Annotated in this window: 10 protein-coding genes and 1 pseudogene; 8 read left to right on the forward strand and 3 right to left on the reverse strand. The window is 47.2% G+C overall.

The window, feature by feature from the left end; translation table 11 throughout:
• Positions 1 to 213: 213 nt before the first annotated feature.
• The 8 genes from B3157_RS12630 to B3157_RS12665 all read left to right on the forward strand — a co-directional run bounded on the left by B3157_RS12630 (position 214) and on the right by B3157_RS12665 (position 9,570).
• Positions 214 to 1,335, forward strand: coding sequence for an exo-beta-N-acetylmuramidase NamZ family protein (locus tag B3157_RS12630; RefSeq protein ID WP_292590789.1), 1,122 nt, complete (start codon positions 214 to 216; stop codon positions 1,333 to 1,335).
• Positions 1,336 to 1,346: 11 nt separating this feature from the next.
• Positions 1,347 to 2,075: a GntR family transcriptional regulator gene (locus B3157_RS12635; protein WP_099828505.1), complete on the forward strand. Its 729-nt coding sequence runs from the start codon at positions 1,347 to 1,349 to the stop codon at positions 2,073 to 2,075.
• 929 nt (positions 2,076 to 3,004) lie between these two features.
• Positions 3,005 to 4,039, forward strand: coding sequence for an L-Ala-D/L-Glu epimerase (locus tag B3157_RS12640; protein WP_292590790.1), 1,035 nt, complete (start codon positions 3,005 to 3,007; stop codon positions 4,037 to 4,039).
• A 40-nt stretch (positions 4,040 to 4,079) separates the two neighbouring features.
• Positions 4,080 to 5,651, forward strand: coding sequence for an ABC transporter substrate-binding protein (locus B3157_RS12645; RefSeq protein ID WP_292590791.1), 1,572 nt, complete (start codon positions 4,080 to 4,082; stop codon positions 5,649 to 5,651).
• 75 nt (positions 5,652 to 5,726) lie between these two features.
• Positions 5,727 to 6,737 (forward strand): ABC transporter permease, encoded by a 1,011-nt coding sequence (locus B3157_RS12650; RefSeq protein WP_292590792.1) that lies wholly within the window; start codon positions 5,727 to 5,729, stop codon positions 6,735 to 6,737.
• A 5-nt stretch (positions 6,738 to 6,742) separates the two neighbouring features.
• The gene (gene nikC, locus B3157_RS12655; protein WP_099828509.1) at positions 6,743 to 7,615 is read left to right on the forward strand and encodes a nickel transporter permease; all 873 of its coding nucleotides are present in this window, start codon (positions 6,743 to 6,745) and stop codon (positions 7,613 to 7,615) included.
• A gap of 4 nt (positions 7,616 to 7,619) precedes the next feature.
• The gene (locus B3157_RS12660) at positions 7,620 to 8,612 is read left to right on the forward strand and encodes an ABC transporter ATP-binding protein (protein WP_214079592.1); all 993 of its coding nucleotides are present in this window, start codon (positions 7,620 to 7,622) and stop codon (positions 8,610 to 8,612) included.
• Positions 8,605 to 9,570, forward strand: coding sequence for an ABC transporter ATP-binding protein (locus B3157_RS12665; protein ID WP_214060160.1), 966 nt, complete (start codon positions 8,605 to 8,607; stop codon positions 9,568 to 9,570). Before B3157_RS12660 ends, B3157_RS12665 begins: the two co-directional genes overlap by 8 nt.
• Before the next feature lie 61 nt (positions 9,571 to 9,631).
• Here the strand turns inward: B3157_RS12665 and B3157_RS12670 are convergent, their stop codons facing one another.
• From B3157_RS12670 to B3157_RS12685, 3 genes and pseudogenes are all read right to left on the reverse strand, one after another.
• On the reverse strand, positions 9,632 to 10,525 hold the full coding sequence (locus B3157_RS12670) for an EamA family transporter (protein ID WP_292590793.1): 894 nt from the start codon (positions 10,523 to 10,525) through the stop codon (positions 9,632 to 9,634).
• Positions 10,526 to 10,973: 448 nt separating this feature from the next.
• The gene (locus B3157_RS12675; protein WP_292590794.1) at positions 10,974 to 11,840 is read right to left on the reverse strand and encodes an alpha/beta fold hydrolase; all 867 of its coding nucleotides are present in this window, start codon (positions 11,838 to 11,840) and stop codon (positions 10,974 to 10,976) included.
• A gap of 434 nt (positions 11,841 to 12,274) precedes the next feature.
• A pseudogene (locus tag B3157_RS12685) lies at positions 12,275 to 13,491 on the reverse strand (pyridoxal phosphate-dependent aminotransferase).
• Between the last annotated feature and the right edge of the window lie 475 nt (positions 13,492 to 13,966).

Raw genomic sequence — 13,966 nt, forward strand, 5'->3', positions numbered from 1 at the left:
TGTTTTATGGGTCCAAGTGATAAAGTCAATGAATCCTAAAAACCCTTACCACCGATCGACCAACCGCTAAGAGCCGACCGATGTCGGCTCTTTTCTTTTCCGTTGTCAATTCCAACCGATACTTGTCAAAGACTCTCCACGATTGGGAAAATGATATGACAATATGGCATGATTGTGATTGATAAGTATACATTACCTGGAGGGGGTTATAGTATGGTTTCGCTGGGAATAGATGTCTTGCAGAAAAGAGGTTTCACAGATCTAAGAAACAAGGCGATCGGTCTCGTCACGAACTACTCATTCGTTGACTCAGATCTGAAGTGGGGAATTGACCTCATGTTCGAAAGCAAACTCAATGTGAAAAAGATCTTCACCCCTGAACACGGACTTGGAGGAGTAGCCGACGGGGCGCATGTAAACGACGATCTCCATCCAAAATACGGCATTCCTGTGGTAAGTCTATACGGGGATAAGCGCAAACCTTTGCAGGAAGATCTCGAAGGGCTTGATGTAGTCGTATACGACATTCAGGATGTCGGCCTGAGATTCTACACATTCATCTATACTCTCGCCTATACAATGGAATCAGCGGCGGAAGCCGGAATTCAGTACGTAGTTCTTGACAGGCCGAACCCGCTGGGCAGAGGGGTCTTCGGAAGTAGAATAGACGACGGGTTGCAGACCTTTGTTGGCGGCTATAGACTGCCCCTCCAGTACGGACTTACGGCAGGAGAGCTTGCCCAATATTTCAAGAAGCTCATGAAACTCGATCTCGACCTGCAAGTCGTGAAGCTTGAAGGTTGGAACGGCGAAAGTTACGATGCCACGTCTCTTTTGTGGAATGTGCCTTCACCAAATGTGCCGACCTACGAATCTCTTCTAGGTTACGCGGGAACCTGCTTCTTTGAAACCACAAACGTCTCTGAAGGCCGCGGCACATTCAAGCCCTTTATCTTGATAGGCGCTCCATGGATCAATGGATCGGATTTCGCAGCATTTCTGAAGAGAGAGTTCCCCGATCTCAGATTACGAAGCCGCGAATTCATGCCCTTCTACCGGAAGTACGCAAATGCCAGCTGCAGCGGGGTAGAGTTCTTTCCGAGAAATGACGACAACTTCTTTGTGATAACTTTGAAGATGATGGATTATTTGCTAAAATATGAACAATTTGAGATAATGGACCGCTCAGATGATCTTATCGGCATTGCGAATAGCGCACAGAAGATTAGAACCGGAAAGCTTGACTACAGCCAATGGAAACAGTCAGGGATGGAGTTCATAGAGTTCGCTGAGGATTGTCTCCTCTATCCTGGTGAACTGAATTATCGTGATTGAAGGGGGCCATCATGGGTGAAACGCCGATTCCACTATACTACAAGTTGTACGTTGACTTGAAGGAATCCCTCAATTCCGGAAAGTATCAGAAGGGCGATAAGCTTCCCACGGAAAAGGAGCTTTGCCAACAGTACAGCATAAGCAGACTTACTGTCAGGAGAGCAATGGATGAGCTAAGAAGAGAGGGGTTCATCGAAAGGCTTAAGGGGAAGGGGACCTTCGTCACAGGATCTAAGCGCGAAGAGCAGCTTGCCATACTCACAGGATTCACGGATGAGGCTAGAAAGCGCGGCAGTGAGACCCGGTCTGTAGTTTTGGAGAACAGACTAGTCAGAGTCCCAGCAGATGCAGTAGAGCTCTTCGATATCCCAGCAGACGCAATGGTCGTGCTCCTGAAAAGAGTTAGATTTCTCGAAGGAGAACCCTACGCAATTGAAGAAGCATATCTAAATGTGGGAGCGGATATCCGTCTGCTCAATATAACACAGAGAGATATGGAAAAGGAGTCTCTATACGGAATCCTAAGAAAGGAGTACGGAATCAATATCTCTTATGCAGAAGAAGAAATGGAACTCACAAGGCTAAAGAAAGAAGAAGCCCGTTTTCTTCGTCAGGAACTGGATGACTGCGCAATAATGAGAAAGAGATTCACGTACACAAAGAGTGATATCTGCATCGAGTATGTTATTTCATTGTACAGAGCAGACAAAAGCAAGTTTAAAATAGTGAGAAGGATATAGATAACCGGGGTTACGGGTAACACCGGTTGGGGGTTGGAGTGTGCCAAGAAGGCGAAGAAAAGCAGGATATCCTGGCCTGAAGCAGGATGACGCGAAGGGGTGTCGTGAGCAGCGCCTGCTCTGGAATCCACTCACTTTGTCATCCCGCAGAGCTCCTGTGCGGGATCTCGCTCCTGAGGTCCCATTTTCGCGCCTGAAAAGAACGAGACCCTGGCCTGAAGCACGAGGATGACCCAAAGCAAGAACCGGTAGACATCCAGTAGAGCCTGCCCTGAAAGCCTGCCCCAAAATGCTCCTGTTTGGGTTCCCCTGTTTAGAACCTTTGCACGTGATCTCGCCCTGAAGTTCCGCTGTACGCTTAAGAACAAGAACCCGCTGATCGCTGTGAAATACGGTTCACCGTTGACCGTTCAAGATCATGAACCCGTTCACCGAAAAGGCCGCTGCACGCTTAAAAGCGGAGAACCCGCTGATCGCTGCTAAAGACAACGTTGAACCATCAAAAGCTTCCCCGCGAAGCGGGCATTGCGACCTGGGCCGTTCTTGCCCAGCCCTGCGTCTGATGTTTTACTCCAGCATCACCTCCTCGCGCCAGCGAACCTCACTTCCTGCCGAAGGCGGCAATGCGTCTTGTCTATGCGATTGTTTTGCCACGACAACGCTCTTTCTCGTTTTTTGAACTAACCATGTCAGGTTAGCCGTCAAATATCACGACATAGATGGAAGCGTATGGTGCAGAATTATTGACTAAATCACACAAGCCTTAATTTGATTTTTTGCAGACGTTACCCGAAGTATGATATAACTAATTATCAGAAAGTCGAGTCTATTAATCCATTTTGATGAAGTAGTGATTTAAGGTATTATTGTATAGATGTTTTCTATACTTTTTGGTAGTGGATAGTACTTTCATATTTGGGGAGGAAAGGATGAAGATCAAGGACTTACGCTTCACCGAAAAGAAATGGGACTTTGTAAAACCTTTTCACATCGCAAACAACGTTTCCAGCTCCAAAGTTAATATTGAAGTTGAATTAGTTCTGTCGGACGGAACGATCGGTCTGGGCGAATCTTCTTCGTCTTTCAGAGTTAATGGAGAGAGCGGAGCCGCCATTTTTCAGCTCCAGAAAGAAATTCTCGAGATGATAAAGGATCTCGACGTCCGAGACTACAGAAGGATTTTCGCAAAGCTCGACTCATATTCTAGAACGGCGCCAAGTTTGAAAGCCGCCATTCAGTTCGCCACTCTTCACGCCTTTTCCAGATTGATCTCTACACCTGTCTATCAGATTCTTGGGGGGATGAAGGATTACGTCGAGACCGACAAGACGGTCAGCATAAGCAGTCTGGAAGAGACGGTCCATGACGCTAAGGAGATCTTCGAAGCGGGGCATAAAGTTATCAAGATGAAGGTCGGCGAAGATGTTAAGAGCGACATTGCCAGGGTACTGGCAGTCAACGATGTGATCAAGGGTGTCAGGTATGTGATAGATGCAAACACAGGCTATACACCCAAAGAAGCTTTGAGATTCATAGATGCCATGTACAGAAGCGACGTGCCCGTGGGGATATTCGAACAACCAGTGCCTGCCGAAGATTTCGAAGGACTGAGAATAATTAGGCAGGGCTCTATGTATCCTGTTGGCGCAGATGAAAGCGCAAAGACAAAGTATGACGTTATGAGACTCATAAAGGAAGGCGCAGTCGATTACGTCAATATCAAACTCATGAAGTCGGGACTCTCAGACGCTCTTGCGATTGTAGAGATGTGTAACAGCGCGGGTATAGGTCTTATGATTGGGTGCATGAGCGAGTCTGGAATTGGAGTCTCCCAGAGCGTCCATTTCGCCGCTGGAACCGGCGCATTCACGTATCACGATTTGGATTCTCATTTATTGCTTAAGAATGTCGATCCTGTCGGATTCAGACAGGAGAAAGATAGACAGTATCCTATTTTGTTCTAATTTTGTCATCACCCTGTACGTGGGAAAAGGAGGTGCAAGAATGAAGCGAAGCTTCATACTGATTTCACTAATGGTACTTCTTGTTGCAGCCATGGGATTTGCTGCGACTCCAAAAGACACTCTTGTAATAGGCGCAAACACCGGTATTTTTATTACCATGGATCCGGCCGTTGCCTATGAGGTCTTTCCGAACAAAATCGTCGCTGCCATCTATGCTCAGTTAGTCAAGCTAGAGGCAATTGACGGCGTCATCGTTCCAGTCCCAGACATTGCCGAGAGCTGGGAGATTTCCGATGATGGACTTACCTACACCTTTAATATCAGGAAGGGAGTCAAATTCTCCAACGGTGATGCCCTAACAGCCGAGGATGTTCTCTTCTCTCTGAAGAGACCAGTTGTTCTCGAGTCTGTTTCTGCGTGGTTCTTGGTCGATATTTTCGGGATAAACAAGGACAACGTCGATGAGAAGATAAAGCAGATCGACGATTACACTGTGTCCATAACCTTGAACGCCCCCTATGCAGAAAACATCACACTCGGGATTCTATCCAACATGTTCACAGGTATCGTCAACAAAGACGTAGTCCTTGAACACGAAGTAGATGGAGACCTTGGTGGCGCATGGCTTACAGATCACTCCGCAGGCGCCGGTCCATACGTTCTCGTTCAGTGGGAGAGAAACAACGTTATCCTTCTTGAAGCCAATCCGAATTACTACGGCGAACAGCCCCCTCTGAAGAGAATCATGATTAGAGACATCCCCGAAGCATCTAACCAGAGACTTCTTCTTGAAAAAGGAGACATCGATGTTGCCTGGGATCTTACGCCACAGCTGCTTGAAGAGGCCAAGAGAAATCCCGACATAGTTGAAGTCAAGGTTCCGGGACATTCAAACGAGTATCTCGCGATGAATGCTACCTGGGGACCCCTTGCGAACCCCAAGGTAAGAGAAGCCGTAAGGTTCTCGATCAATTACGAAGAGATCGTCGAAGACATTATGCTCAATAACGCTCTCCTAGTACAGGGTTTCATAAACAAGGGCTACTTCGGCTATGTGGAAGAAAACCCATTCTACCAGGATATCGAAAAAGCTAAGGCTCTTCTCGCCGAAGCAGGATACCCTAATGGATTCGAAGTTGAGCTTCTAACCAGCAATACTGACACGAGAAAGGCAGAGGCCGAGAAGATCCAGGCAGACCTGGCGCTTTCAGGAATAAAGGCCAATATAGTAATAATGCAGTCTTCTCAGATGTACGCCAAGTATCGTGCACAGGGTCATCAGATGATCATTGCCGGCTGGGGTAATGACTATCCCGATCCGGACAACCTTGCAATGGCTCATGCAAGCTACAGGGCAAATCAGCTAGCGTGGAGAAATGCATGGTTCGACGATTATGCAGCGACACTTTGTGAATGGGGTCAGATAGAGCCCAATCCAGACAAGCGTGAACAAATTTACAAGGATCTTACAGAATACTGGTTCCACAATGGACCTTTTGCGATGCTATACCAGACTGTAGAGTTCTGGGGAATTCGCAAAGAAGTCAAGAACTTCGAAGAAGCGGCTTTCGGTTACGGAATGCTGTTCGACTTCACAAAGGTTTCTAAGTAATGTGTCCCCCGCCCCGTTCTCTTGAACGGGGCGTATTCTTTCTGAAAAATCAGATATTGATGCGGGGGTAATTCTATGAACTTCGGACAATTCTTACTCAGAAGACTATTCTTGATGGTCATAGTGCTTTTCGGTGTCGCCTGCATTGTCTTCTTTATAGCAAATGTAATACCCGCCGACCCAGTTGGGGCTATTCTCGGGGGAAACGCACCGCCTGAGGCTGTTGATAGATTGAAGGCGAAGCTTGGATATGACCAACCACTTGCAATTAGATTCGTCAACTTCATTACCGGCGCGGTTAGAGGTGATTTCGGCGTTTCTTTGAAGACCTCGAATCCCGTCATGAAAGATATAATGAACTACTTCCCTGCCACGATGGAGCTTGCCTTAGTTGCGATAATCATCTCTATCTTTTTAGGTATTACTCTTGGAATATTGTCGGCCGTTCACCGTAACAAAGCTATAGACCAGTTTTCGAGAGTCTTTTCGATACTGGGTGTCTCTATGCCGGTATTCTGGATAGGACTTCTACTGCTGCTTGTCTTCTACTTCAAGCTGGGATGGCTTCCCGGAAGCGGAAGGCTAGGCTTTTTCACCAACCCGCCTCCGAGAGTTACGGGAATGTACCTGATAGACTCGATTATCGCCGGTCAGTGGGGCACTTTCAAGGAAGCCTTGATGCACATTCTTCTTCCTGCTTTTGTTCTGGGCTATAACGCTACGGCATCCATCGCAAGGATTACGAGAGCCAGTATGCTCGACGTACTGCGACAGGACTACATAAGAACTGCAAAATCAAAGGGTTTGAGAAAGAACATCGTAATTTACCGCCACGCGCTGAGGAATTCTCTGATACCAACCGTTACGATAATCGGGCTCGTCTTTGGAGGCTTGTTGGAGGGAGCCGTTCTTACAGAAACGGTCTTTTCTTGGCCAGGTCTCGGAAGATACATTACCACCGGAATGCTCTTCCTTGACTATCCTGCAATAATGGGTGGTACTTTGTATATAGCATTTATTTACTCGATTGCGAATCTCATTGTAGATATTCTCTACGCTCTTCTCGATCCAAGGATGAGGATGTGATCTAGATGGAAAAGACAGTAAAAGTATCTAAACCATTCATGGATGATTTAAAGCATACAGTCTTTCTCTGGAGAAAGAGCCGCCTCACGATGATCGGATCGGCGATAATCCTGATATTCCTGCTCATGGCCGCCTTCGCGCCTCTGATCGCGCCATTCGATCCGGTCCAGCAAAATCTACAGAACAAGCTCCAGGCTCCCAGCTGGCAGCATCTCTTCGGAACAGATCAGTTCGGTAGGGACATCTTCAGCAGGGTAATTATCGGATCGAGAATCGCTCTGTGGATCATATTCCTGGTTTCGGTGATCAGCGGATCGATCGGTATCATAGTGGGTGTCACGGCAGGCTACTTTGGAGGGATTGTTGACGAAGTTCTCATGAGGATAACCGACATGTTCCTCGCCTTTCCAAGTCTCGTGCTCGCGATGGCCTTCGCAGCGATGTTGGGGCCAAATCTGACGAACACGATAATTGCCATATCTGTTGTCACTTGGACAACTTATGCGAGGCTATCTAGGGCAGAAGCAACAAAAGTCAAATCACAGCCATACATTGAAGCTATACGTGCGGCAGGTGGTGGCAATCTCAGGATAATGTTCCTTCACGTTCTACCGATGTGCATCTCTCCCGTTCTAGTTCAGCTGACCCTAAGGATGGGAACGATAATCCTCACCGCAGCAAGTCTCGGCTTTCTCGGATTAGGAGTTCAGCCCCCGACGCCTGAATGGGGAGCCATGGTTTCCGACGGCAGGAATTACCTGATCGATCAGTGGTGGATATCCACCTTCCCTGGAATATTCATCGCGTTTGTCGTTCTTGGATTCAACCTCCTCGGTGACGGAATAAGAGACATGCTCGATCCAAGGTTGAGGAGGTAATCTTATGGAGCTGAAAGGAAAACTACTGGACGTATCTAACCTGAAGGTATCTTTCTACACATACAGGGGAGTCGTCCAGGCACTCAATGGTGTCGACCTCTGGATGGATTCCGGTGAGAGACTGGGAGTCGTCGGGGAGACCGGTTGCGGGAAGTCAGTTACATCTCTGGCAGTAATGCGATTGATAGAACAGCCCGGTGAGATTCAGGAAGGGAAAGTGATTTTCAATGGCACGAATCTCGTCGAACTCTCCGAAGAGAAGATGAATCGGATAAGAGGCGCCGAAATGTCTATGATATTCCAGGAACCTCGTTCATCACTGAATCCGGTAATGAAGGTAGGCTATCAGATCGGTGAGTCAATAGCGAAATCCAAGAAACTCAAGATCAAGCACACCTACCCCGAGGTCAAAGAGATACTACGCCTTGTCGGGCTTGATCCCGAAAGAGTTATGAACAGCTATCCACACGAGCTCAGCGGTGGAATGTCTCAGAGAGTAATGATTGGCATGGGACTTGCAAGTCATCCAAAACTGTTAATAGCCGATGAACCAACATCTGCTCTGGATGTTACCATTCAGGCTCAGATTCTCGAACTGCTCGATGAGCTGGCCAGGAAGATGGGGAACGCCGTCATGTTGATTACACACGACATGGGAGTCGTAGCGGAATTCTGTGACAAAGTACTTGTAATGTACGCCGGAAACTCGGTCGAATATGCATCTACTGCCAGACTGTTCGAAAAGCCGTTACATCCTTACACGGGTGGTCTGCTTCAGGCGGTACCGAGAGTAGGAAGAACAGATGAACTCAAGGCAATAAAGGGAACTGTTCCCGATCTGGTGAACCCTCCTTCCGGTTGCCGATTCCACCCGAGATGTCCGCACGTTATGGACATCTGCAAGTCGGAGAGGCCGCCGTTCATTGAGATTGAACCCAACCACTACGTTGCATGCTATCTCTTCAAAGGCAAGGGCGAGGTGAGAGAAGATGCCTGAGACCTTAATCAAAATAAGAGGACTTAAGACTTACTTTCCGGTGAAGAAGTCGATCTTCTCGAAGAAGCTCTTTGTTAGAGCAGTAGACGACGTGAATATGGACATTCCAACGGGCTCAACCTTTGCCGTGGTCGGAGAGTCCGGCTCGGGAAAGACGACTCTTGCAAGAACCGTTCTCAGACTAATAGAACCGACTTCAGGTGAAATAGAATTCGAAGGAAAGGACATACTTGGACTCAAAGGCAGGGACCTGCTCGAAGTTAGAAGAAATATGCAGATCGTTTTCCAGGACCCGTACAATTCGCTTCATCCTAGAAAACTGATTAAGAACATAATTGGGGAAGGGATGAAGATTCATTTCAAGATCACCGACGTCGAAATACGAGACAGGATTGCGGCCGTTCTTAAAGAAGTAGGGTTGATAGACGATCACATGTACAGATACGCACATGAATTCTCTGGTGGGCAAAGACAGAGGATTGCGTTTGCGAGAGCCATGGTTCTCAAACCGAAGTTCATCGTTCTTGACGAACCTACATCGGCGCTGGACGTCTCCGTTCAGGCAATGGTTCTGAAGATGATGAAGGAAATAAAGGTTCAAGAAAATCTGACGTATATGTTCATAACACACAATCTATCTCTAGTGGATTATATTGCCGACAGAGTGGCCGTTATGTATGTCGGAGAAGTAGTTGAGATGGGAGACAAGAATACGATCTTCAAACATCCCTCTCACCCATACACTGATCTGTTAATGGCTTCCAACCCTGTCCCGGATCCGAAGTTTGTAAGGGAGAAGCGGCTACTGAAAGGGGAGATACCCAGTTCGATCAATCCGCCATCGGGCTGTAGGTTCCACAACAGATGCCCCTTCGCAGACGAACGCTGCGCTAAAGAGGCCCCCGCACTTAGGGAGATAGGACCCGATCATCATGTGAGGTGTCATTATCCTCTCTAGTTCTTGAGACTGATTTAAGGCATGTCTCTCAAGACATGCCTTTTTTGTGCAGGGAACCGTGCTACCCGACAACTTTTATCTTCGACTTCTGAACTATGAGTACCCCGAGAAGAATCGCACCCATTGCCAGAATCATGAGGAAGTTGATCTTTTCATCAAGGAAGATGGCTCCTAGTGAGACGGCAACCAGTGGATTTATATAAGCATAAGTACCCGCCTTCGTGGCCGGCCACTTCTGAAGAAGATATATATAACTGCTGTAGGCAATCAGGGACCCGAAAACAACGAGATAAGCGATTGCCAGAAGCGAGTTCATCGAGAACCTAACTCTTGAAAATTCACCAGTTATGCCCGAGACAAACATAAGCCCCACTCCACCTGCAAACATCTGAATCCCGATATTTGATACTATCGAACTGTTCCCCTTGAAGGTTTTTGACAGTACCGTTCCAGTAGACCAGAGGAAGCTGGCAGAGAGAAGCATAAGTATTCCTGGGATGTCGATAGAAATACCGTGTTCGGCCGGAACCAGAAGAAAGTAGACACCGAAAAAACCCAGCAGAAGTCCCGAAAGCGCCTTCAAAGTCAACCGCGTCGTTCTTATGAAAAAGTGCTCCAATACCCCGGCAAAGATCGGGATGGTAGCCATTATGAGAGAAGCAACGCCTGAATCGACCCACTGTTCGGCATAGACGACGAGTCCATTTCCACCAAGAAGCATGAAAAGACCAACCAGCCAAAGTCTAGAAAGCTCCGACTTGCTCGAAGGAAAGGAGTGTCCTCTGACGACAGAAAAGACCAGCATAATAGAGCCCGCAATGAGAAATCTCACTCCGGCGAAGAACATAGGCGGCATGCCTTCAACGCCGATCTTTATCGCCAGATAAGTAGATCCCCAAAAAAAACTCACTAGAACGTACGCAAGTATGGCCATTCCATCTCCACTTCTCTTCAAAGCTCAGCCTCATGCGTCCGAACAAAGCTCGGAGTAATAATCGAATTATCCGACAACAAAAGGTGAAAAACAATACGGCTTAGAAACTTTTGTGAAAAGAAGGGGCTATTCACGCCGCTATGTTCACGGAAATACCTGGATCCAACTGGACGATCCGAGGTCCTAGATATCAAGATAAGGCTGCGGGTGCTTCTCATAGACAGAATACTGAGAGTTCTCACTGAAAAGAGCCAATTAAGTGGCACATATTATCCGTTAAGCTTTGGCCTCAGGGGTTGAAGGACAAGGCAACACACATAAACCTTCAACAGGAGAAGCACTCTGATGAGCCTGGCAGTTGTAACCGTCTTCTGAGTAGTTGAACTGCATTCATCCATGCAGCCTTCTGATGGAAGAGAGCAAGCCGGCCACTGTTTAATCGAACTATGGGAATCAGCGAACGGCCGTACTACTTCAGAAAAGCAATCAACAGACCAGCGATCTTTTCCGGAAACTGATAGATAGCTCCGTGTCCTCCGTTATTAAGTTTCACGAGCCATGAGCCTTCTATCGCTTCTGCGAGGATCAGAGAGTTCTTTGCGGGAACAATAATATCGTCCGTTCCCGTTATTATGATCGTGTCTGACTCGATCGACTTCAATCTCTCGAAGGTTCCGCTCCAGCTGCCAGCGGCAGTGTACTGATCAGAAATTCCTCTTTGATCTCCACTCTCTTCCTGACTGGAGGAGCCCGTAAATCTCGCAGCGACCTCCAGATGAGCCAGGGTCCAGTCGGTGAGGAAGAGAACCTTCAGAAGCACTTCGGGATCGCCCATGTTCTGGAGCATAGAGATCGCCTCGTCCGAAGGAGGTATCGACTCGGATCCTCCGCAGCTCGTCGAGAGAAGGACGAGTTTATCTGTCAACTCAGGATAGTTGAGAGCAAACTCCTGCGCGATATACCCTCCCATAGACCAACCCATCACACTGACCTTTTCAAAACCGATGGTTCTTACAAGATCGGCTGCATCTTTAGCAAACAGCTCTATTGAAGGAGTTGCATTAGAAGTTGTCGATCTTCCGATCCCTCTGTTGTCGAATACTATCACGGTGAACTCTTTTGAGAGTGCAGAAACAACATACGGGTCCCAGCTCTCGAGGGGCGAGCCATATCCTGCGATCATCAACAGAGGAGATCCTTTTCCAAAGACCTTGTATGCCATTTCTATTTCGCCGACCTGCACCTTCTTAACGGGAGCGGAATACAATTCAGGAACGTCTTGAGCGAAAAGCGATGTAGATAGAAGAGCAATTACGGCAAGAACTGAGTTTTTCATCTCAGTCCCCCCGTACAAATAGACAATAAATTATACTCCAGGAACTATAACTGCAATCTCCTTCCTTCGACAGAATCGTGCCTTCCCCGGGCTTCACACAAAGAGTGAAACCTGGAACTCGATTGTTTGCGCAGTACCTGTATACCGCTTTCGGGAAAGCAACCTTTCAATATCTTACTCAGTCTCGTCGCCTAAACTTTCAAGTGTCATAAGTGGGCAAACTTCCTTGGTCATAGAGATCGCATCCGGGTCCCTTACAGCGGCCAAAATCAAATCTGGTATCATAGATGTACTGAACCTTCCCGTATTGGGATCGATCTTCAAGTGCAAACCGATCAATTCTCTGGTTGTTTCTTGTCTTTATCCAGACTTGAGGTCAAGCGATAACCATTACTGATCAACCGGGAGGAGCTTGGCTAAACAAATACCGCTCATTATTCTCTCCGGTATCTTTCAATGAGCTGTACCGTTCGATTAATTGCCTCCAGTGCAAAGTGATGATCTTGAGAGAAATTGATGCGAAAACTATTGGTAAACTGAGGGCCAAATTCCGTTCCGATTGTCACCGTAACATCGGCTTGAAATCTTAGGATTTTCACAAACTCTCTCATGGTGACTCTCAACTCGGGAACTCTCACAAATAGATAACTGCCGGCTTCTGTTTTTCTTACTTTGACACCTTCCACGCCGTGAAGCAGTGCCACCAGATCATCTCGGATCCTTTGATGTGCACTCATTCGATCTTCCATCCATCCCTCTGGTTCGTTGAACCACGATGTGAGTACCGCTCTTGAGAATATCCTCCGGCGCGCAGAGAGACTATGGCCTGCAGTTTCTCCATTCGTGCAATGATATTCTCGGAACCAAATGCAACCCCCAAACGATAGCCGCTTAAAGACTCTGTTTTGGATGGACCGATGATTGTGATTAGATTGACGGGTTTGGTGTCTTGGGCACACAGATGTGTATACACTCTGCCATCGAATATCTGTCTTGCATACAGTTGATCTGCGATAACTGATACATCATATTTCTTTGCAAGGAAAGCGATAGATCGAATCTCATCATACGAATAAATAACACCGGTCGGGTTATTAGGATTGGAGAACAAGAAGACCTTAACACCAGTTTTGAAAGCATCTTCAAGTTCGGCTAAATTCAAACCGGCTCGCTTATCAGATTCCAGAAAATCCAGTACAACTGGAATGATTTCTCCATCGAAGAATTGGACCAGTTTTCTGTTGGCGAAATAGTCGGGCTCAACTATTGCAACCTTATCTCCACGGCCAATTAACGATCCCATTGCCAGAAAAAGCGCCCCCTGGGTTCCCGGTGTAATAATGAGTTGCGTATCTGGAGAAATTGTAGTGTTGGTGAATGCAGAAAGCTTTTCAGACAACCATTCTCGTATGTTGCCTCTTCCTTTGTATTCAGTATACGCTTGCTCACCGCCCAAGTGAACGCCTTCTACAAATGCATCTAATGACCCCGGGATCGGTTCAAACGCATTGACATCCCCATGAGAAAAATCAACCGGTCTTCCGGGGATCTTCTCTCCTATCAGTCGAAGCCCCTCGCCATCTTGAAGAGTCTCCTGTCCAGGAGCGTTATCTACTCCAAGCATCGAAAACTTTTCTATTAACTGATCCATCATCACATCGTCCTTCCATAATATCGTTCCTAACTCGGTGCACCCACAGATGCCCGACACTTAATGATCTGCCCATTTATAGAAATCACTCAAGACCCTCTTCAACAAAGAACCAACAGTACAAGCAAGTTCAGATTTCTTTTGCTATGACACTTCTCTTCTGGCGGAAATTTGCGCTACATTTATCGAAGCTCTCCTCAATAAGAATGCATACTAATACTGAAGAAAACCAAGAATGCCCTCATTTTATCATTTAGTAATTGAAATCGAAACTGCGGAAAGCCCTTGTCGGGGATAGCGGGTTTGGGTTGGAAAGAGCAGAATAAGACGCAAGGCTGGGAAGAACAACCCAGGTCACAATGCTGCCTCCGGCAGGAAGTGAGGCTCGCTGGCGCGAGGAAGTGATGCTGGAATAAAACATTAGACGCAAGGCTAGGCAAGAACGGCCCAGGTCGCAATGCCGGCGAAGAACATG

Origin of the sequence: Mesotoga sp. UBA5557 (assembly GCF_002425715.1) — a bacterium.
Lineage (GTDB): Bacteria > Thermotogota > Thermotogae > Petrotogales > Kosmotogaceae > Mesotoga.